The sequence below is a fragment of the Ruegeria sp. BE10 genome (genome assembly GCF_056538905.1).
Genome location: NZ_JBQFTX010000006.1, coordinates 150,469 through 170,355, shown reverse-complemented (window position 1 = coordinate 170,355; position 19,887 = coordinate 150,469). Strand labels below are relative to the sequence as shown.

18 protein-coding genes are annotated in these 19,887 nt (G+C 60.2%); 8 read left to right on the top strand and 10 right to left on the bottom strand.

Annotation, left to right across the window (positions count from 1 at the left end):
* The first annotated feature begins 8 nt into the window (after positions 1–8).
* Entirely contained in the window at positions 9–941 is a 933-nt protein-coding gene (locus tag ACR0M2_RS14835) for a 2-hydroxyacid dehydrogenase (protein WP_480705743.1), read from the top strand.
* Here the strand turns inward: ACR0M2_RS14835 and ACR0M2_RS14830 are convergent.
* From ACR0M2_RS14830 to ACR0M2_RS14805, 6 genes are all read right to left on the bottom strand, one after another.
* Positions 938–2,953, bottom strand: a complete 2,016-nt coding sequence (locus tag ACR0M2_RS14830; RefSeq protein ID WP_480705741.1) for a M3 family metallopeptidase — start codon at positions 2,951–2,953, stop codon at positions 938–940. The two genes, ACR0M2_RS14835 and ACR0M2_RS14830, sit on opposite strands and share 4 nt — an antisense overlap.
* Positions 2,954–3,151: 198 nt before the next feature.
* A complete protein-coding gene (locus ACR0M2_RS14825; RefSeq protein ID WP_480705739.1) occupies positions 3,152–4,201 on the bottom strand; it encodes a HesA/MoeB/ThiF family protein in 1,050 nt (349 codons plus the stop codon).
* Positions 4,201–4,656 (bottom strand): dUTP diphosphatase, encoded by a 456-nt coding sequence (gene dut, locus ACR0M2_RS14820; RefSeq protein WP_170350570.1) that lies wholly within the window; start codon positions 4,654–4,656, stop codon positions 4,201–4,203. Before dut ends, ACR0M2_RS14825 begins: the two co-directional genes overlap by 1 nt.
* Before the next feature lie 15 nt (positions 4,657–4,671).
* The gene (gene coaBC / locus ACR0M2_RS14815) at positions 4,672–5,868 is read right to left on the bottom strand and encodes a bifunctional phosphopantothenoylcysteine decarboxylase/phosphopantothenate--cysteine ligase CoaBC (protein ID WP_170377690.1); all 1,197 of its coding nucleotides are present in this window, start codon (positions 5,866–5,868) and stop codon (positions 4,672–4,674) included.
* A gap of 63 nt (positions 5,869–5,931) precedes the next feature.
* Entirely contained in the window at positions 5,932–6,747 is an 816-nt protein-coding gene (locus ACR0M2_RS14810) for a ChaN family lipoprotein (protein ID WP_170377692.1), read from the bottom strand.
* Positions 6,744–7,622 (bottom strand): RNA polymerase factor sigma-32, encoded by an 879-nt coding sequence (locus ACR0M2_RS14805; RefSeq protein ID WP_170377693.1) that lies wholly within the window; start codon positions 7,620–7,622, stop codon positions 6,744–6,746. The genes ACR0M2_RS14810 and ACR0M2_RS14805 overlap by 4 nt, the downstream gene beginning before the upstream one ends.
* Before the next feature lie 100 nt (positions 7,623–7,722).
* Between ACR0M2_RS14805 and cobU the strand changes: the two genes are divergently transcribed.
* Genes cobU through ACR0M2_RS14785 form a run of 4 tightly spaced genes read left to right on the top strand, consistent with a single transcriptional unit; the run spans position 7,723 to position 11,322 of the window.
* On the top strand, positions 7,723–8,244 hold the full coding sequence (gene cobU, locus ACR0M2_RS14800) for a bifunctional adenosylcobinamide kinase/adenosylcobinamide-phosphate guanylyltransferase (RefSeq protein ID WP_170350574.1): 522 nt from the start codon (positions 7,723–7,725) through the stop codon (positions 8,242–8,244).
* Positions 8,241–8,819, top strand: coding sequence for a histidine phosphatase family protein (locus ACR0M2_RS14795; protein ID WP_480705737.1), 579 nt, complete (start codon positions 8,241–8,243; stop codon positions 8,817–8,819). Before cobU ends, ACR0M2_RS14795 begins: the two co-directional genes overlap by 4 nt.
* A 58-nt stretch (positions 8,820–8,877) precedes the next feature.
* The gene (locus tag ACR0M2_RS14790) at positions 8,878–9,762 is read left to right on the top strand and encodes a glutathione S-transferase N-terminal domain-containing protein (protein ID WP_480705735.1); all 885 of its coding nucleotides are present in this window, start codon (positions 8,878–8,880) and stop codon (positions 9,760–9,762) included.
* A gap of 45 nt (positions 9,763–9,807) precedes the next feature.
* Entirely contained in the window at positions 9,808–11,322 is a 1,515-nt protein-coding gene (locus ACR0M2_RS14785) for a YifB family Mg chelatase-like AAA ATPase (RefSeq protein ID WP_480705733.1), read from the top strand.
* Here the strand turns inward: ACR0M2_RS14785 and gshB are convergent.
* The 3 genes from gshB to rsmI all read right to left on the bottom strand — a co-directional run bounded on the left by gshB (position 11,319) and on the right by rsmI (position 13,543).
* Entirely contained in the window at positions 11,319–12,251 is a 933-nt protein-coding gene (gshB, locus tag ACR0M2_RS14780) for a glutathione synthase (RefSeq protein ID WP_480705731.1), read from the bottom strand. The two genes, ACR0M2_RS14785 and gshB, sit on opposite strands and share 4 nt — an antisense overlap.
* 61 nt (positions 12,252–12,312) lie before the next feature.
* Entirely contained in the window at positions 12,313–12,684 is a 372-nt protein-coding gene (locus ACR0M2_RS14775) for a YraN family protein (protein ID WP_170397216.1), read from the bottom strand.
* 1 nt (position 12,685) lies between these two features.
* Positions 12,686–13,543: a 16S rRNA (cytidine(1402)-2'-O)-methyltransferase gene (rsmI, locus tag ACR0M2_RS14770; protein ID WP_480705729.1), complete on the bottom strand. Its 858-nt coding sequence runs from the start codon at positions 13,541–13,543 to the stop codon at positions 12,686–12,688.
* Positions 13,544–13,631: 88 nt separating this feature from the next.
* On the opposite strand from rsmI, the gene ACR0M2_RS14765 reads away from it, so the two are divergent.
* Genes ACR0M2_RS14765 through murJ form a run of 3 tightly spaced genes read left to right on the top strand, consistent with a single transcriptional unit; the run spans position 13,632 to position 19,121 of the window.
* On the top strand, positions 13,632–14,804 hold the full coding sequence (locus tag ACR0M2_RS14765) for a penicillin-binding protein activator (protein WP_170350581.1): 1,173 nt from the start codon (positions 13,632–13,634) through the stop codon (positions 14,802–14,804).
* Positions 14,764–17,583 carry a [protein-PII] uridylyltransferase gene (locus ACR0M2_RS14760; RefSeq protein WP_480705727.1) on the top strand — a complete coding sequence of 940 codons (2,820 nt, stop codon included), beginning with the start codon at positions 14,764–14,766 and terminating at the stop codon, positions 17,581–17,583. Before ACR0M2_RS14765 ends, ACR0M2_RS14760 begins: the two co-directional genes overlap by 41 nt.
* Positions 17,580–19,121 carry a murein biosynthesis integral membrane protein MurJ gene (gene murJ, locus ACR0M2_RS14755; protein WP_170350583.1) on the top strand — a complete coding sequence of 514 codons (1,542 nt, stop codon included), beginning with the start codon at positions 17,580–17,582 and terminating at the stop codon, positions 19,119–19,121. The genes ACR0M2_RS14760 and murJ overlap by 4 nt, the downstream gene beginning before the upstream one ends.
* On the opposite strand, the gene ACR0M2_RS14750 is transcribed toward murJ, so the two are convergent.
* Positions 19,122–19,808, bottom strand: a complete 687-nt coding sequence (locus ACR0M2_RS14750; RefSeq protein ID WP_170350584.1) for a rhomboid family intramembrane serine protease — start codon at positions 19,806–19,808, stop codon at positions 19,122–19,124.
* Between the last annotated feature and the right edge of the window lie 79 nt (positions 19,809–19,887).

Genomic DNA, 19,887 nt, shown 5'->3' with positions numbered 1-19,887 from the left:
GGCCCCTTATGCCCGTGAACGTCCTGTTTTCCGCGCGCCCAGCGCAATGGTCGATCTATAAGCCTCTATTGACCAAAGGCCTGACCGAGGCCGGGGTAAACTTTCACCTGGCCACCGAGTTTGAGCCGGATCAAGTCGACTATATTGTCTATGCCCCAAGCGGTGGGTTACTGGATTTCACCCCATACACCCGGCTGAAGGCTGTGCTTAGCCTGTGGGCCGGGGTAGAAAAAATCGCGGGGAATGCGACCCTGACCGTGCCGCTGGCGCGGATGGTAGATCACGGCCTGACGCAGGGTATGATCGAATGGGTGGTGGGCCACGTGCTGCGCCATCACCTCGGCATGGATCGGCACATCACTGTGCAGGATGGTGTCTGGACCCCTGCACCGCCCCCGCTGGCAACCGGACGTCAGGTCTGTGTTCTGGGCCTAGGCGCGTTGGGCGAAGCGGCGGCGCGTGCGCTGGCGGCGCTTAATTTCGATGTTACCGGCTGGAGCCGCACAGCCAAGGATATTCCCGGTATCACCTGCCTGCATGGTCCCGACGGGCTGCGTACAGCCTTGTCGCGGGCCGAGATCGTGGTTCTGTTGCTGCCCGACACACCCGCCACCATAAATATATTGAACGCCGACACTCTGGCCCTGCTGCCAAAGGGTGCTTGCATTATCAATCCCGGTCGGGGCCCGTTGATCGACGACGATGCCCTGCTGGCGGCACTGAATGCGGGTCAGGTTGGCCACGCGACGCTGGACGTGTTTCGGGTTGAGCCCCTGCCTGCAGATCACCCCTATTGGGCGCATCCGAATGTGACGGTGACCCCGCATATCGCCTCGGAAACCCGGCCCGAAACAGCAGCGCAGGTGATCTGCGAGAACATCCGTCTGGGTGAGGAAGGTGAACCCTTCCTGCACCTCGTTGACCGGTCTCTGGGGTACTAAGCCGCGATCAGTCCGCGCCCTTTCAGCAAGGCCTCAACCCCCGGCAACCGACCCCGAAAGGCGAGGTACAGCTCTTCGGCCTCGCGTGAGCCGCCTGTGGACAGGATGTTTTCTTCCAACGCTTTAGCGCGTTCCGGGTCAAAGGCCCCTCCGGCCTCTTCAAACGCGGCAAAGGCATCGGCGTCCATGACCTCGGACCACATATAGCTGTAATAGCCCGCGCTATAGCCATCGCCCGCAAAGACATGCGCGAAATGCGGGGTGGCGTGGCGCATCCCAATGGCTTGCGGCATGCCGATCTGGGACAAAACCTCAGCCTGTTTCGCCATCGGATCAGCCGGGGCATCGCCATTGTGGAACGCCAGATCGACCAGCGCCGAGGCGACATATTCCACCGTCTGAAACCCCTGATCGAAATTGGCGGCCATGAGCACTTTTTCCAGCATTTCCTGTGGCATCGCTTCGCCGGTTTCGGCGTGGGTGGCAAATTCGGCCAGAACCTCGGGCACTTCCAGCCAGTGTTCATATAGCTGGCTGGGCAACTCTACAAAGTCCCGTGCCACGCTGGTGCCCGAAATGCTTTCATAGGTCACATCGGACAGCATCTGATGCAGCGCGTGACCGAACTCGTGGAATAGGGTCCGGGCATCGTCGTAAGACAACAACGCAGGATCGCCCTTGGCAAAGTTGCAGACGTTGATCACGACCGGCGCCTGCACTTTGGGGAACTTGGCCTGCGACCGCATCGCACTGCACCACGCCCCTGACCGTTTAGACCCCCGTGCGAAGTAGTCGCCTATGAATACGGCTATATGTTGCCCGTTGCGCGTGACTTCCCACGCGCGGCAATCGGAGTGATAAAGCGGCACATCCAACGGTGCGAATTCAAGCCCGAACAGGCGGTTTGCGCAGGCAAAGGCAGCCTCGATCATCCGATCCAACTGCAGGTAAGGCTTCAACGCGGCCTCATCCAAATCATGCTCGGCCTTGCGGCGTTTCTCGGCATAATAGCGCCAGTCCCACGCTTCCAGCGGGCCGTTGACGCCGTCCTCCTGCATCATCTGCGTCAGGATTTCAGCATCGGCATCGGCGCGTGACTTGGCGGGGCCCCAAACTTGCATCAGCAGGTCGCGCACCTTGTCAGGCGTGCGGGCCATTTCAGTTTCCAGCTTGAAATCGGCAAAACTGTCATAGCCCAGCATTTTGGCGCGTTCTTCGCGCAGTTGCAGGATTTCAGCTGAGATATTGCGATTGTCGGTCTCACCGCCATTGGCACCACGCGCCGCCCAGGCACGATAGGCCTTTTCCCGCAGGTCGCGCCGGGGCGAGAATTGCAAGAACGGCACAATCAGCGAGCGCGACAGGGTGACCACCGGACCCTTTACTCCCTTTTCCTGCCCCGCAGCGCGGGCGGTATCCACCACGAATGCAGGCAACCCCTCAAGATCGTTTTCGGATAGCTCCATGTGCCAATCACGTTCGTCGGCCAGAAGGTTTTGCGTGAAAGACGTTCCCAACGAGGCCAGCCGTGCCTTGATGTCCTGCATCCGGGCGTCCTGTTCGCCCTCAAGCGCCCCACCCGCGCGGACAAAACCGCGATGGGTCAGCATGAGAACGCGGGCCTGTTCATCCGTCAGGTTCAGATCCTCCTTGCGAGACCACAGATCGGCCAACCGTTGAAAAAGAGCCTTATTCGAAGAAATACCCGAGAAATGCGCCGCAAGTTTGGGCGAGAAGTCTCGTTGCAGCTCCTCTCGTGCCGGGTTGCTGTCTGCCCCTGCGACCGTAAAAAAGACCGACAACACCTTGTCCATCTGCTCTCCAGCAGCTTCCAGCGCTTCGACCGTATTGGCAAAGGTGGGCGCATCGGGGTTATCGGCAATCGCGTCGATCTCGGCGTTATGCGCCTGCATGGCCTGCTCGAGCGCGGGGGCGAAATCGTCGTCTGAGATTGCGTTGAACGGAGCGATTTCAAACGGCGTGGTCCAGTTGGACAGGATCGGGTTGGTCATGCAAATCTCCTTTGCTGGTCAAGCTAGGGAGGCGGGCTGGAATGGTCCAGAGGTGGCGTATCAAATTCCGCGACAATCCAGTTTCGCGCGCCAGAAACAGGGCGCGGTTTCAGGGGCTCCCGCCCCCGCAGCGCGCATCAAAGATGCGCCTTGGCGGCGTTGGGCCGGACCGCGCGCTGACGCGCGCGGCGGTTGCATCTAGTTTTCGGAACCTGCGCAAATGGGGCAATCTTCCCGGCGTGATAGGGTGATTTTGCGACTTTCACCAAATAGCGCGTCGTAGATCAGCATCTCACCGCGCAGGGCTTGCCCCGCCCCGGTGATTACCTTGATCGCCTCGACCGCCATCATCGAGCCTACCACGCCGGGCAACGGGCCAATCACACCAGCCTCGGCGCAGGAGGGGGCGAGACCGGGGGCCGGAGCCTGGGGGAAGATACATTGATAGCAGGGCGCACCATTGGCCGGGTCGAAGACGCTGAGCTGGCCTTCCCATTGTGACAGCGCGCCCGAGATCAGCGGCTTGCCCAGCGCGACAGCAGTACGGTTTGCCAGATAGCGGGTGTCAAAGTTATCGGTGCCATCAAGGATCAGGTCAAAATCGGCAAACAGTTCAGTGGCGATTTCATCCGTCAGGCGTCGGTGATATGGCAGAACAACCACATTGGGGTTCTGCGCCAGCATCGCCTGTTGGGCCGAAAAGACCTTGGGCATGCCGATATCTGCGTCGCGATGGATAACCTGCCGTTGCAGATTGGCGTTTTCAACCTCGTCATCATCAATTACGCCGATTGTCCCCACCCCGGCGGCAGCCAGATATTGCAACGCAGGTGCTCCAAGACCGCCAGCACCGATGACCAGAACCCGTGCCTGTTTCATCTTTTTCTGTCCCGGCCCGCCCAGCTCACGCAGGACGATATGGCGGGCATAGCGCTCAAGTTCGGTCTCAGAAAACTGGTCGGATGGCATTGCGGGCTCCTTGGCTGAGGCTGGCGCGGCGCGGTTTCGCAACGCTTTCAGAACACGTCCGTAAACCAGTACCAGCAGCACCGTACCCGCCAGTATCAGCCACATCGCCGCAGAACCGCCGGTCGCCTGACGCAACGGATGCCCATCAGGCAGCAGCAATTGAGCCGTAATCACACCCAGAAGCAGCACGGCCACCGAAGTCGTGCGGGCCGTTCTCGATACACCAGCCAGATAACCGATGCCCCACAGACCAGCCGCTAAAATCCCGACCAGAAGCATCAGCCGCGCCCGGTCGAGCCGAAACCACCCGCCCCGCGCGCCGTGTCGCTGAGCATATCAACCGCTTCGAACGCAGCTTGCACGACCGGGGCTACGACCAGTTGCGCGATGCGTTCGCCATGAGTGATCTCGAACGCCTCTTGACCTGCGTTCAGGACGATCACACCCAATGGGCCGCGATAGTCGCTGTCGATCGTACCGGGCGTATTGGGCAGAGTGATCCCGTGTTTCAGCGCCAGACCCGAACGGGGGCGCACCTGAACTTCGAACCCCTGCGGAATTTCGATCCTTAGACCAGTGGGCACCAGGGCGCGTTGGCCCGGTTCAAGCGTGATTGACGCACCGCCGGGCAGGTTTGCCCGCACATCCGCACCAGCCGCCCCCGCGGTTTCATAAGACGGCAAGGGTACTGAGGGGTCAGCGCCCTGTTCGCGGATCACACGAATTGCAACCATCACCGTTCCTCTTGTCTAGCTCGTCAAAGCGTCGGCGATCTTGGTCGCCAAACGCTCGGCCACTGCATCTTTGCCCATGCGCGGCCATTCCTCAGCCCCATCATCCGAGATCAGGATCACCGCATTCTCGGACCCGCCCATGATCCCGGTTGCCGGGCTGACATCATTTGCCACGATCCAGTCACAGCCCTTACGCCCCCGTTTGGCGGTGGCATGTTCGATCACATTGTCCGTCTCGGCGGCAAATCCCACAACCAGCGCCGGGCGACCGGTTTTCATATGCGATACGCGTTTTAGGATGTCGGGATTTTCGGCAAACTCCAGCGCTGGCATCCCATCGCGGCTTTTCTTCAGCTTTTTGTCCGAGGCACTGGCGACCCGCCAATCCGCGACAGCTGCAGCGAACACGCCTGCATCCACCGGCAGTGCGGCATTGACGGCGTCCGACATTTGCAGCGCGGTTTCGACCTGCACGACCTGCACCCCTGGGGGCGGCGGAACATCCGCTGGGCCCGTGACAAAGACCACGTCAGCGCCCAGTGCAGCAAGCGCCCGGGCCACCGCCGTACCCTGCGCCCCAGACGAGCGATTGGCGATATAACGCACCGGGTCAATCGGTTCATGCGTCGGCCCCGAGGTCACAAGCACGCGCTTACCGCTAAGCGGGCCCTGACCCAGTTCCGCCTCAATCGCTGCGACGATCTCAAGCGGTTCGGACATACGGCCGGGGCCGTATTCGCCGCAAGCCATATCACCCTCGTTCGGGCCGACAAAACGGACGCCGTCGGCCTGTAATTGTTTTAAATTGCGCTGCGTCGCCGGATGGTCCCACATGCGCACATTCATCGCAGGGGCACACAGAACCGGCGTGTCGGTCGCCATCAACAGGGTCGAGGCCAGATCGTTCGCCAGCCCGGTAGCCATCTTCCCCATCAAATCCGCAGTCGCGGGGGCCACAACGATCAAATCCGCCGAGCGCGACAATTGGATATGCCCCATCTCGGCCTCATCTGTTAGATCGAACAGATCGCGATAGGCTTTTTCACCAGCCAGAGCCGCCACGGACAGGGGTGTCACGAATTCCTCAGCCGCGCGCGTCAACACGGGCGTCACGGCCGCGCCGCGTTCTTGTAGGCGCCGGATCAGGTCCAGCGACTTATAGGCCGCGATCCCACCGCCGATAATCAGCAGAATGCGTTTCGATGCCAGCATGTTCAGCCCTTCCTGTCCCGGTCGGCCCCGACATTAGGCAAGGGGGCCTGACAGTTCCAGCGGTTAATTCTGCTTTTGAAACGCCAGACATGGGTCTTCGCGTTCAACGCTGGGGCTGTCGATTACCGCGTCGAAGGTGCCATTAACCACGCCATCTTCGGATTGACCCAGCACAAAGACCTTCAGCCCCGGGCGCAATCGGTTCAAAAAGGTGGGAATGCCCCGATCTTTACGGGCATGGCCATTCCCGGTGATCACCGCAACCGGGCCGCCGGTTTCATCGGTGGCGCGCAAGATGGCGCGCGTCAGCACAGCGTCGCGCAAGCGCTGAATGGCCACCAGTTGCGGCAAGGCACTTTCTGGGATCGCATCGCAATGGGCGGCCAGTTGATCGGCCTCGCGCGCGGCCTGTTCGTCGGCTGGCAAAGGCACGGTCAGTCCATAACGTGCCGCATCCGCGCCCAAAGCGGTGGCTGCCCCTCGCTCCATCGCCGCACGGGCTGCGGCACGTGGAACCATGGCCCCGTAGACGGGCGCGTCTGATGCCTGAAACACCGGGTAATACATGCTGAGCGGCGGCCAGCCCGATTCAAGCCATTCCAGAATGCGCGCAAGCTCTTCGGGGTTGGATACAGCCTTATCCGCCAGTCGCTGCGCACCTTCTTCGGTTACCATCTCCCACACAACAGCCGAGGGGGTGATGGCCTTCAATGCTTCGGCCTGAATGACATGGTGTTGCGGGTTGTCGTGTATCTCGCCCAAAATGACTACATCCGCCGAGGTCATCGCGGCCAAAATATCATTGGGGATCAAATCTTCGGCCTGGCCGGGCGCGGCCATAACCATCAGTGTACAAACAAGAATCGCAAGCTGTCTCATGCGATGAAGTGTTGCACCTCGCGCGACTGTGCTTCAAGGTTCTTACGCATTTTCACAAAAGCCGCAGCCTCAAGCTGACGCACGCGTTCCTTGGACAGGCCAAGCTCTTGCCCCAGACTTTCCAGCGTGCGGGCAGGATCGCGCAGCTTGCGTTCGCGCACAATAAAGCGTTCTCGGTCGTTCAACGCCTGCATCGCCGTCACCAACCATTCGCGCAGCTGTTCGGTATCGTGGCTGTTTTCAACCGTCTCGGCAGCTTGCTCGCGTTCATCCTCTAGCGCATCGATCCACTCCCGACCGTCTTCATCCGTCGATTGCACCGCGTTCAGAGAGAAATCCGAGCCCGAAAGGCGCCCTTCCATCATCTCAACATCACGCAAGGGCACGCCGATTTCAGCTGCAATCATCTGGTGCAACTGATGACGGTCCAGATCCATCCCTTCGGTTGCGGCCTCGCGTTCCAAACGCGCCTGAACCCGCCGCATGTTGAAAAACAGGGATTTCTGCGATGAGGTCGACCCAGTGCGCACCATCGACCAGTTGCGCATCACGTAGTCCTGAATGCTCGCCTTGATCCACCAGACCGCATAGGTTGAAAAGCGCACGCCTCGGTCGGGATCAAATTTGTCTGCCGCTTTCATAAGGCCCAATCCAGCCTCTTGAATCAGATCATTCATCGGCGCGCCGTATCGTTTGAACTTGGCCGCCATCGAAATCGCCAGCCGCATATAGGCTGTGATCAACCGATGCAACGCTTGTTCGTCACGGTCGTCACGCCACGCATAAGCCAACTTTAATTCAGTTTCTGCGTCCAGCAATTCGGCTTTCATTGCCTGCCGGGACATCGAAAAATCGGTTCCATTATCCAGTGCCATGGAAATCTCCCCTTTTCACAGGCGCGGGCCGGGCTTGCCTTACCGACCTAGGGTCGATACGCAGAACAAAACCGGGTGGATCACCAGAAAGGTAATAATAGTGTATCCGGATTTAACCTTTGTGTTGGGTGGCGCGGCCTCTGGTAAATCCGTTTTTGCCGAGCAACTTGTTGTTTCATCAGGGAAAAATCGCGTTTATCTCGCCACATCACAAGTGTTTGATGATGAGATGCGCGACAAGGTTCAGCGCCATATCGCCCAACGAGGTGCAGGATGGGCGACGATCGAAGCCCCATTTGATCTTGACCCGGCCCTGTCCGATTTGACCCCCGATCATATCTGTCTGATCGACTGCGCCACCATGTGGCTGACCAATCATCTGTTGGCTGAAAACGATCTGGAACAAGCCCAATCTGTGCTGTTGCAGGCCCTTCAATCGTGCCGGGCGCCGGTTATCATCGTCTCGAACGAAGTCGGCCATGGCATCGTCCCGGACAACGCTCTGTCCCGCCGCTTCCGCGAAGCACAGGGACGGTTGAACATCGCGCTGGCCGCACAGGCCGATCTGGCCGTGCAGGTCACAGCAGGGCTTCCGCTGGTGCTGAAAGGACAATTGCCGTGACCCGTCTGCATCTTGTTCGTCACGGGCCGACCCATGCGAAAACCATGGTCGGGTGGTCCGATCTGCCTGCCGACCTCAGCGATCACGCCGCTATCGCGCGATTGCACGACCATCTGCCAGACAAGGCGCTGGTGGTATCATCTGACTTGCTGCGGGCCACCGATACGGCATCGGCCATTCAGGGTAAACGCCAGCGCCTGCCGCATCATAGCGACCTGCGCGAGATTCACTTCGGCACATGGGAATTGCGCAATTTCAAAGAGATTGAGGCCGAAAACCCCGATCTGGCCTTTGCGTATTGGGACAATCCCGGCGACGTGCGCCCGCCCAAAGGTGAAAGCTGGAACGAGGTTTGCGCCCGCGTCGATGCCGTGATCGACCAGTTGATTGTCGATCACACGGGCCACGACCTGATCATCGTGGCCCATTTCGGCGTGATCCTGACCCAGGTGCAGCGCGCCCTTGGCGTTGACGTACAAGAGGCGTTCAGCCATCGCATCGACAACCTCTCGGTCACCGACATCACCCATCACGGCGATCGCTGGTCGGTTGGGCAGATCAATCACTGTCCGTGATCACACCCCGCACAAATCACTGATTTACTGAACGATCGCGGCGCGCCATCGTAGTCGTATGACCTATGATTTATTTATTGGAGACCGCCTGTTTTCCAGCTGGTCCTTGCGCGGTTGGCTGATGCTGGAAAAGTTCGGCCTGCCCTACCGAAACCACATGATTGGCCTCTATTCCGGCACCATGGCCGAGGATATGAAGCCGCTGGCCCCGGCGCGCCTTGTCCCTGCTCTGCGCCTGCCGGATGGGACCATAGTGGGCGAAAGCCTTGCCATGGCCGAGACCTTGGCCGAACGGCATCCAGAGGCCGGGATGTGGCCCGAAGACGTGGCCGCCCGCGCAACGGCCCGGTGGCTATGCGCCGAGATGACTGCCGGGTTCGCCGCGTTGCGCGCGGAATGTTCGATGCAGCTGTTGCACTGCTGGCAGGGATTTGAACCATCGCCTGAAACGCTGGTTGATCTGAACCGGATCGAAACCCTCTGGGCACATGCCCGCACTACATCCGGTGCAGCCTCCGGGCCGCTTTTCGGCAGGTATTCTCTAGTGGATGTATTTTACACCCCCGTGGCCGCGCGGATCATTGGCTATGGTTTGCCTGTGTCCGTGGCTAATCGGGAATATTGCCTGGATTTGCTATCCGACCCTTCGGTCCGACAATGGCGCGCAATGGGATTGACCGCGACCTATGATCCGTTCCCCTACGCATTCGACCTGCCGTCACAGGCATGGCCCATCGGCGCGCAAACCGATGCCCAATCTGTAGATAACGGACCATCGATCAACGATATCTGTCCTTATTCCGGCAAAGCGGTCACCCATTTTCTGGAACTGGACGGTCAGCGCTGGGGATTCTGTAACCAATTCTGCCGCGACAAAACGGTTGCGGACCCCGGTGCCTGGCCAAAATTCTTAGCAATGACTGACACCGTTAACCATTCGTAAACCGCATCCATGGCAGCAACGACCTGTTAACCAAACAGGTCGTTCATGGTCGCCCGTTCTCATACCGTCGCTTTTCAAGGGGTTGATGCCCGCCCGGTCGAGGTGCAATGCGCCGTCTCCCCGGGCCTGCCCGCTTTTTCCATCGTAGGCCTGCCCGACAAGGCCGTGTCCGAGGCCCGCGACCGCGTCCGCAGCGCGCTGAGTTCGATGGCCATCGCGCTGCCGTCGAAACGGATCACCATCAACCTGTCCCCCGCTGACCTGCCCAAAGAAGGCAGCCATTTCGACCTGCCCATCGCCGTCGCGCTGCTTTCGGCGTTGGAAATCATCCCGCCCGACGCCGCCGAAGGCGCGGTTTCGCTGGGCGAGCTGTCTTTGGATGGCTCGCTGGTTCCGGTCGTCGGTGCACTGCCTGCCGCCATGACCGCCGCCGCCGAGGATCGCGCGTTGCTGTGTCCCCGTGCCTCCAGCGCCGAGGCGGCTTGGGTGGATGCCACACAGGTGATCGGCGCTGGATCACTCGGCGATGTCGTGCGCCATTTTTCGGGCCAGTCGCCCTTGCCTGCGGCCCAACCCGGCGAAGTGAACTTGGCTCCCAGCGCCCGCGATCTACGCGATGTAAAAGGGCAGGAACGGGCCAAGCGCGCGCTGGAGATCGCCGCCGCAGGCCGCCACCACCTGATCATGATCGGCACACCCGGATCGGGAAAATCCATGCTGGCTGCGCGCCTGCCCGGTATTCTGCCGCCTCTGACCCCAACCGAGGCGTTGGAAACTTCGATGATCCAATCCCTGTGCGGGTTGCTGGACGAAGGCGGCATCAGCCGCAGCCGTCCCTTTCGCGAACCCCACCATACCGCTTCGATGGCGGCTATCGTTGGGGGTGGCAAGGGCGCCAAGCCGGGCGAGATTTCTTTGGCTCATAATGGCGTACTGTTCATGGACGAATTTCCCGAATTCCCGCGCACCGTGCTGGAAACCTTGCGCCAACCTATCGAGACTGGCGAGGTTATGGTCGCGCGCGCAAATGCCCATGTGAAATACCCCTGCCGGTTCATGTTGGTGGCTGCGGCCAACCCCTGCAAATGTGGATATCTGACCGATCCCGCCCGCGCCTGTTCTCGCGCGCCTGTCTGCGGAGAGGACTATCTGGGCCGCATATCAGGCCCGCTGATGGATCGGTTTGATCTGCGGATCGAGGTGCCCCCAGTCGGGTTCACCGATCTGGACCTGCCACCTTCCGGCGACAGTTCGGCGACAGTTGCAGCGCGCGTCGACCAGGCCCGCGCCATTCAGGCCGAACGGTTCCAGGACACGCCCGCTACGCGGCAGAATGCCGATGTTGAAGGTTCGATACTGGAAGAGATTGCCGCGCCGGATGCCGAGGGCAAAGAGTTGCTGTTGAAGGCCGCTGAACGGTTCGGCCTGTCGGCGCGCGCCTTTCACCGTATTTTAAGGGTCGCGCGCACGATTGCCGATCTCGATGGCGCACCAGATGTCCGGCGCCCGCACGTGGCCGAGGCGCTGAGCTTTCGCATCAGCGCCAAGGTTGCCTCTTAAAGCTTGGCTTCAATGGCCTGCCAGATCTTTTCGGCGATGTTCACACCGTCGAACCGCTCAAGCTCCTGAATGCCGGTGGGCGAGGTCACGTTGATCTCGGTCAGATAGTCTCCGATCACGTCGATCCCGACGAAAATCTGGCCTTTTTCTTTCAGCAACGGGCCGATCGCCGCGCAAATCTCCTGATCACGCTCGGACAGGCCGATCTTTTCGGGCCGCCCCCCAACATGCATGTTTGACCGTGTCTCACCCTTCGCCGGAACACGATTGATCGCGCCCACGGCCTCGCCATCCACAAGGATCACGCGCTTGTCGCCGTTGCTGACATCGGGCAGGAATTTCTGCACGATCAACGGCTCGCGCGAGAAGCCTGTAAACAGCTCGTGCAGAGAGGTCAGGTTGCGGTCATTCGCATCCAGCCGGAACACGCCCGCGCCACCGTTGCCATAGAGCGGCTTCAGAATGACATCGCCGTGCTTTTCCTTAAACGCTTTGATGGTTTGCAGATCACGCGCGATCGTGGTTGGCGGGGTCAGGTCAGGGAAATCCAGAACCAGCAGCTTTTCGGGGTAATTCCGCACCCAAAACGGATCATTGACCACCAACACCTGCCCTTTGAGACGATCCAGCAGATGAGTCGAGGTGATATAATGCATATCGAACGGAGGGTCCTGACGCAGCCAGATCACGTCGAACTCGGCCAAGTCCACCTCGCGTTCCGGGCCCAGCTCAGCCGGGTTGCCTGCCACACGCTGCACTTTCATGTCCTGACCGCGCGCGGTGATCCGCCCCTCTTGATAGGCCAACTGGTCCGGGCTGTAGAAAAACAGCATATGCCCGCGCGCCTGTGCTTCTTCGGCAAGACGGAATGAGCTGTCTGCGTTGATATCCACGGCCCCGATCGGGTCCATCTGAAAGGCGATTTTCATGGCGTGTCCCTCAGTTTCACGCCAGATACATGGCCCAGAGGGGCCGAGGGTTCAATGGGTGTCAGGCCTGACCAAACGCGTTTTCGATGATTTGAACAGCCCCCGTGGCATCCACCAACGCCGCGTCAAACCGAACATTTGTCAGCTGCCCGCCCGGTTCCGTTTCCAGAAATTGCGCTGCCGAGGTGAAAATCCGGTCAATCTGCCGCTGGCTAATCCGCGCTGCGGCCATGTCGAAACTGGTGCTTTTCTTGACTTCGATGAACACAAGCCCGTCACTGCCCCGGGCTATCAGATCGATCTCACCGCCTGCGCCGCGCCAGCGATGATGCGCGATTTTGAAACCCCTACGTTCATAGTCGGCTGCGACCTGCAACTCTGCCGCCTGTCCGGCATGGTAGGAAACCGAACTTCGGACAGATCGCGAGGTCATGTCATCCCTTTCCCAATTTCAACGCCTTTTGATAAATCGGACGGCGCGGTAGTTTGTACATCTGCGACACCAGATCCGCCGCATCACGCACCGAATGGGTTTCCAAGGCGCGCGTCAAAGCCTCTTCTATGTCGGATTCGTTAACAGATTCCGAATGACCCCGGTCAACCAGAAGAACAATTTCACCTTTGACCGTCTGTCCTTGCAGGGCAGTGGCCAGTTCACCCAACGAGCCGCGCCGGATTTCTTCGAACTTTTTCGTCAACTCACGGCACATCGCGGCCTGGCGGTCTTCACCCAACACCTCGGCCAAATCCGACAAGCATGCCGCCACGCGCTTGGGCGATTCGTAAAACACCAGCGTGCCGGGAATGTCGCGCAACCCCTCGATCCGCGTCCGGCGCGCGCCGGTTGCGTTGGGCAAGAAACCCGCGAAAAAGAACGCGTCCGTCGGCAACCCCGCCAGCGTCAGGGCCATCAATGCCGCCGACGGCCCCGGCGCACAGGTCACCATATGCCCGGCCTCGGCCGCCTGCCGCCCCAGATCATAACCCGGATCGGCAATCAGCGGCATTCCGGCCTCGGACGCATAAGCAACCGATTTCCCTTCGGCCAGAGCATCCAGAATTCTGCCGCGTGCCCCCGCGCCGCTGTGGTCGTGATAAGCCAGAATGCGCCGCCCTTCGAGCGGGACGCCATGAATCTCCATCAACCGCCGCAGGCTGCGAGTGTCTTCGGCGGCAATCACATCGGCCGAGGCCAGCACGTCCAGCGCCCTGAGCGTGATATCGCGCGCTGTTCCAATCGGAGTGGCAACAAAATACAGGCCGGTGCCCAATCTGACTTTTTGGAAATTCAAAGCTGGACCCTCACAGCGTGACGTTTATTATCGCGACCCAATAGATTGGCGGCATCTCAAGCCGCCGGGACAGGGAGTTTTCATTCAGATGTTTACCGTTTGCAAGCCCGTTCGCAAACTGGCGCGCACCGCCGCCGTACTGGCAACCGCCGCATTTCTGGCCGCCTGTGACGTCAGCACCATCGGCGGAGGTCCGTCGATCGACACGTCAGACCCCGTGCCTGTTGCCCTGCTGGTTCCCGCGGGATCGGGGCAGGCCGGTGATGCGGCGCTGGCACGTAGCCTGGAAAACGCCGCCCGACTGGCCATGTCAGATCTGCAGAATGTTCAGATTGATCTGCGCGTTTATGACACGCGGGGCAGTTCAAATACGGCCGCTGCGGTTGCGCAGCAGGCGGTGGCGGACGGGGCGAAAATCATACTCGGTCCGGTCTATGCGCAGGCTGCAAACTCTGCAGGCATTGCGGCGCTGAGCAGCAACGTCAACGTGTTGTCCTTCTCGAACAACACCAGCATTGCAGGCGGCAATGTGTTCGTGCTTGGACCAACTTTCGACAATACAGCCAACCGCCTTGTCAGTTTTGCTGGGTCGCAAGGCAAATCAAACATGGTCATCGTTCACAGCAACGATGCTGCGGGCCAGTTGGGTCAAACCGCCATTGCCAACGCGCTTGCCGGCAGCCGCGTGAACAATGCAGGATCGGTGGGGTATGACCGTTCGCAGCAGGGCGTCATCAACTCGGTTCCCTCGGTCAAAGCAACCGTAGATGCATCTGGCGCGGATTCGCTGTTCTTGACGGCAACCACAGCCGGCGCGCTGCCGCTTTTCACTCAGCTACTGCCTGAGGCGGGCGTTTCCACAACAAGCACGCAGTTTATCGGACTGACGCGCTGGGACATCCCGCCGCAAACACTGGACCTGCCAGGCGTACAAGGTGGCTGGTTTGCGCTGCCGGACCCATCGAAGGCGCAGGCATACCGACAACGGTATAACAATACCTATGGCGAGGCCCCGCACCCGATCAGTGGATTGGCCTATGACGGCATCGCCGCAATCGCCGCACTTGTCAGCCAGGGTAAATCCAACGCTCTGACCGCTTCGGCGCTGACGCAAAACGCCGGTTTCCAGGGCGTTGGCGGTATCTTCCGCCTGCGGCCGAACGGTACGAATGAACGCGGTCTGGCTGTCGCCACGATCCAAAATAAACAGGTAGTAGTGATTGACCCTGCCCCACAAAGCTTCACAGGCGCCGGTTTCTGAGCAAACGGGTTTGAAGCTCACCCCCAGGGGTGAGCTGATCTGCCCGGCAGATGAAATTTTCGACAGCGCTGCCGTCATGGCACAGCTGTCAGAGGCCTTTGACAAGACCTCGGACAACGCAGCGCGGCGCAGTGAGACCGTTCGCATCTTGCGTGATGCCCAGAAAGGCGGGCGTCAGGCCATTGCCGATGCCTTTGCCGAACGCCCGTTTGATGCACGGCCGCTGACCCATTCCTACACCTATCTGACCGATGGGCTGGTCTGTACCGCCATGAAGGTATCCAGCGAGGATCTGCACCCTCTGGCCACCCCGACACAGGGGGAAAGGATCGCAGTGCTGGCGGTGGGCGGCTATGGGCGCGGGGAAATGGCACCGTCCTCTGATGTCGACCTGCTGTTCCTGACGCCCTACAAAATCACCGCCTGGGCCGAGAGCGTGATTGAATCCATGCTGTATATCCTGTGGGATTTGCGGCTGAAGGTTGGCCATTCGTCCCGCACGATCAAGGATTGCCTGCGGCTTGGGGCCGAGGATTTCACCATCCGAACCTCGATGCTGGAACAGCGCTATCTGGCGGGGGACAGCAAACTGGCCGCCGAGCTGGACAACCGCCTGAAGGCTGACCTATTCAAAGGCAGCGAGCGAGAGTTCATCGAAGCCAAATTGCAGGAACGCGATGAGCGTCACCAAAAACAGGGTGAGCGCTATATGGTCGAGCCCAATGTCAAAGAAGGCAAAGGCGGGCTGCGCGATCTGCAATCGCTCTACTGGATCGCGAAATACATCTATGGCGTTCAGGATGTGGCTGAACTGGTGCCTCTGGGCCTGTTTACGCCCGAAGAGTTTAAAACATTCGTAAAGGCCGAGGATTTCCTGTGGGCCGTCCGTTCGCATCTGCATCTGATCACCAGACGCCCGACCGAACAACTGACCTTTGACCTGCAAGTCGAGGTGGCCGACCGGATGGGTTATGAAGATCGGGCCGGGCGCCGCGCGGTCGAAGTGTTCATGCAGCGCTATTTCCGCGAGGCCACTTATGTCGGGGAATTGACGCGTATTTTCCTGACCAAGCTGGAAGCCTCGCATATGAAAGGTGAGGCCCTGCTTGAACGCATCTTCCGTCGCCGACCGCGGGTCAAGGCGGGCTATAGGGTGGTGCATGGTCGTCTGGACGTGGCCGATCCCGAGAAATTCCTTGCCGACAAAGTGAACCTGCTGCGTCTGTTCGAAGAAGGTTTGCGCACCGGCATGCTGATCCACCCAGACGCGATGCGGTTGGTGACCGCGAACCTGGACCTGATCGACGAAGATATGCGCGAAAACCGCGAGGCGCGGCGCATCTTCCTTGATTTGATGCTGAAACACGGCAACCCCGAACGTGCCCTGCGGCGGATGAACGAACTGGGGGTGCTGTCCGCATTTCTGCCCGAGTTCGAGCCCATCGTGGCGATGATGCAATTCAACATGTATCACAGCTATACGGTGGACGAGCACACCATCCAATGTATCGTCAACCTCGCCCAGATCGAACGCGGAGAACTGATTGAACCGCTGCCGCTGGTGTCGTCCATTCTGAAAGGCGGTGTGAACCGCAAGGTGCTGTATGTTGCGTTGTTGTTGCATGACATCGCCAAGGGACGACCCGAAGATCACTCGATCCTCGGCGCGCAAATCGCCCGTAAGGTTGCGCCCCGGCTTGGGCTGAACAAGGCGGACTCGGAAACCGTGGAATGGCTGGTGCGGTATCACTTGTTGATGTCGGACATGGCGCAAAAGCGCGACATCTCAGACCCGCGCACTGTGCGCGATTTTGCCAAAGCCGTGAAAACGGTTAAACGGCTGGACCTGCTGACGGTTCTGACAGTCTGCGATATTCGCGGGGTCGGGCCGAACACGTGGAACAACTGGAAAGCCACACTTTTGCGCGCCCTGCACGCCGAAACCAAGCGTGCGCTTGAAACCGGGATGGAGGACCTCAACCGCGCCAATCGCGGGACCGAGGCCAAAAAAGCCCTGCGCAACGCGTTGTCGGATTGGTCCAAGGCGGACCTCAAGACCGAAACTGGTCGGCATTACCCGCCTTATTGGCAGGGCCTGAACCTGCACACCCAAGTCGAGTTTGCCGAGATGCTGCGGGCGCTGGAACACAGCGGTGATCCGGGTGAGGTAGAAATCCGCATGCAACCGGACGAAGACCGGGACGCCACACGGGCCTGTTTCGCAATGGGCGATCACCCCGGTATCTTTGCGCGAATTGCGGGTGCTCTGGCGCTGGTCGGGGCCAACGTGGTGGATGCGCGCAGCTACACCACCAAAGACGGTTATGTAACCGATGCCTTCTGGATTCAGGACACCGAAGGCCACCCGTTCGAGGCCAGCCGCCTGCCACGCCTGGCCCAGATGATCCGAAAGACGCTCAAGGGTGAGGTTGTTGCCCGCGATGCGCTGAAATCGCGCGACAAGATCAAGAAACGCGAACGCGCCTTCAACGTGCCGACCCACATCACCTTTGATAATGATGGGTCCGAGATTTACACTATCATCGAGGTCGATACCCGCGACCGTCCGGGTCTGCTCTATGACCTGACCCGAACGTTGGCCGCGGCCAATGTCTATATCGCCAACGCAGTGATCGCGACCTATGGCGAACAGGTGGTCGACACCTTTTACGTCAAGGATATGTTTGGTCTAAAATACCATGCGGAAGGCAAACAGCGCACGCTTGAAACCAAACTGCGCAAAGCCATCACCGAAGGCGCCGAGCGCGCGGCCTCATGAAGCAGATCCGGTTGTTTTCAGGCCTGTTCACGGTCGGGTTCTGGACGCTGGCCAGCCGGATTCTGGGCTTTTTGCGGGAAATCCTGCTGACGGCTTATATCGGTCCGGGTCCAGTGATGGATGCTTTTGTAGCAGCCTTCCGTCTGCCAAACATGTTCCGCCGTTTCTTTGCCGAAGGCGCGTTCAACGCGGCCTTTGTGCCGATGTTTTCCAAGCGGCTGGAAGGCGAGGAAAACGCCCAAGGCTTTGCGCAGGACGCCTTCAATCTGTTGGCCGTGGCGGTGCTGGCGCTGGTCGGGCTGGCAATGGTGTTCATGCCCGCGCTGGTCTGGATCACGGCCGAAGGGTTTCACGGTGATGAACGGTTCGATCTGGCCGTGGACTATGGATATGTGGTGTTCCCTTACATCCTGTTCATGTCGCTGGCAGCGCTGTTCTCGGGTGTTTTGAACGCCACGGGTCGCTTTGCCGCCGCCGCCGCCGCACCCGTATTGCTGAACATCTTTGCCTGCACGGCCCTGATCGCCGGGGCAGCCGCTGGAGGCGAGGTGATCCGTTGGCTGATCGCCGTCATTCCCGTGGCCGGGGTCGCACAGCTGGCGCTGGTCTGGGTGGCGACCGAGCGTGCAGGCATTCGCATCCGGCCCGGCCTGCCGAAACTCAGCCCCGAGATGCGCCGCATGGTGCGCATCGCCGTTCCGGCGGCACTGGCAATGGGCGTCACTCAGATCAATCTGGTGGTGGGGCAATTGGTAGCCTCGAAAACCGAAAAGGCGATCAGTTGGCTGTTCGCGGCTGACCGGTTGTATCAACTGCCGCTGGGCGTGGTGGGCATTGCCGTCGGCATCGTGCTACTGCCCGATCTGTCCCGCCGCTTGCGCGCCGGGGACGGGGACGGCGCCCGCAACGCGTTTTCCCGCGCAGGTGAGTTCACGCTGTTGCTGACCATACCGTCGACCGTGGCGTTTGTGATCCTGCCAAACCCGATGGTCTCGGTCCTGTTCGAACGTGGCCAATTCAGCGCCGAGGACACCGCGGCCACAGCGCTGGCAGTGGCAATTTACGGAATCGGCCTTCCTGCCTTTATGCTGCAAAAGCTGCTGCAACCGCTGTATTTCGCACGTGAGGATACGCGGTCCCCGTTCCGCTATGCCGTGGTTGCAATGGTCGTGAATGCCGGGCTGGCCTTTGGTCTCTATCCGCTGGTGGGTTGGATCGCACCGGCCATTGCGGCGTCGGCTGCCGGGTGGGCTATGGTCGGTCTGCTGATCCTCGGCGCGCGACGCATGGGTGAAGAGGCGCGGTTCGACGACCGCTTCAAACACCGGGCATGGCGCATCGTGGCCGCGTCGCTGGGGATGGGTGTCGTTCTATACGCCGCCATTCATCTATTCGGCTGGGCATTCGAACTGTCCGGCTGGCGTTATCTGGCGCTGATCATCCTGATCAAGATTGCCGCGGCCACCTATTTCTTTCTGGGCCACCTGTTTGGCGCTTTCGAGGTGTCAGAGTTCCGCAAAGCCTTGCGTCGGTCGTGATCAGTCGCGGCGAATGCGCCGCACGATCCGCGCCCAGCCACCCGGGGCAAGCAGGAACGAAAGGCCAAAGCCTGTGGCAAACCCGCCCAGATCGGCCACCCAGTCGGACGTACCGCCGAACAGCAGGCCGAACACCAGTTGAATCCCCATCAGGGCCGCGATCAAACCAAAGGCGCGGTGCTGGTTTTCGCCAACCAATGACAGTTTGCGCCACAGCAACCACGTGAATGCGCCGATCAGGCCATAGACAGGCGGGAACCCTCCGACCAGCGGGTATTGGGGGTCCAGCAACAGTGCATAGGCCAGTGCCCCGCCCACGCCAGACAGCACGAAGATCACCAACATCTGAAACCCGCCAAAGACCTCGGCCACCATCTTGCCCATGGCCAGCAGGAAGACGCAGACAAAAACGGCCTGCGTGAAAGAGCCCGACACGAAGGGGTAGGTCACGAAACGCATGACATGTTCGAACGGCCAGCGCCCGTTCTCGACCATCCAATCAAAGATATCAGGCGAAAACGAATAGCTCTGCAGCGCATCCAGCCGCCATCCCACCGCCGACGGGCCGCCGATCAGCCCGCGTGTTCCCAGGGTAAAGGCCAGTTCCACCCCCATAATGAACAGCACCAAGGCCACCACAACGGGCGGCAAAGGGTTCACGGCGGGTGTATAATTCTCACTGCTCATTGGGCTGGCCTTTCGCGGCGGTTGACGTCCCTTAGCCTCATGGGTAAGCGACGGGGGCTGATTTTTCCAGACGGGAGTT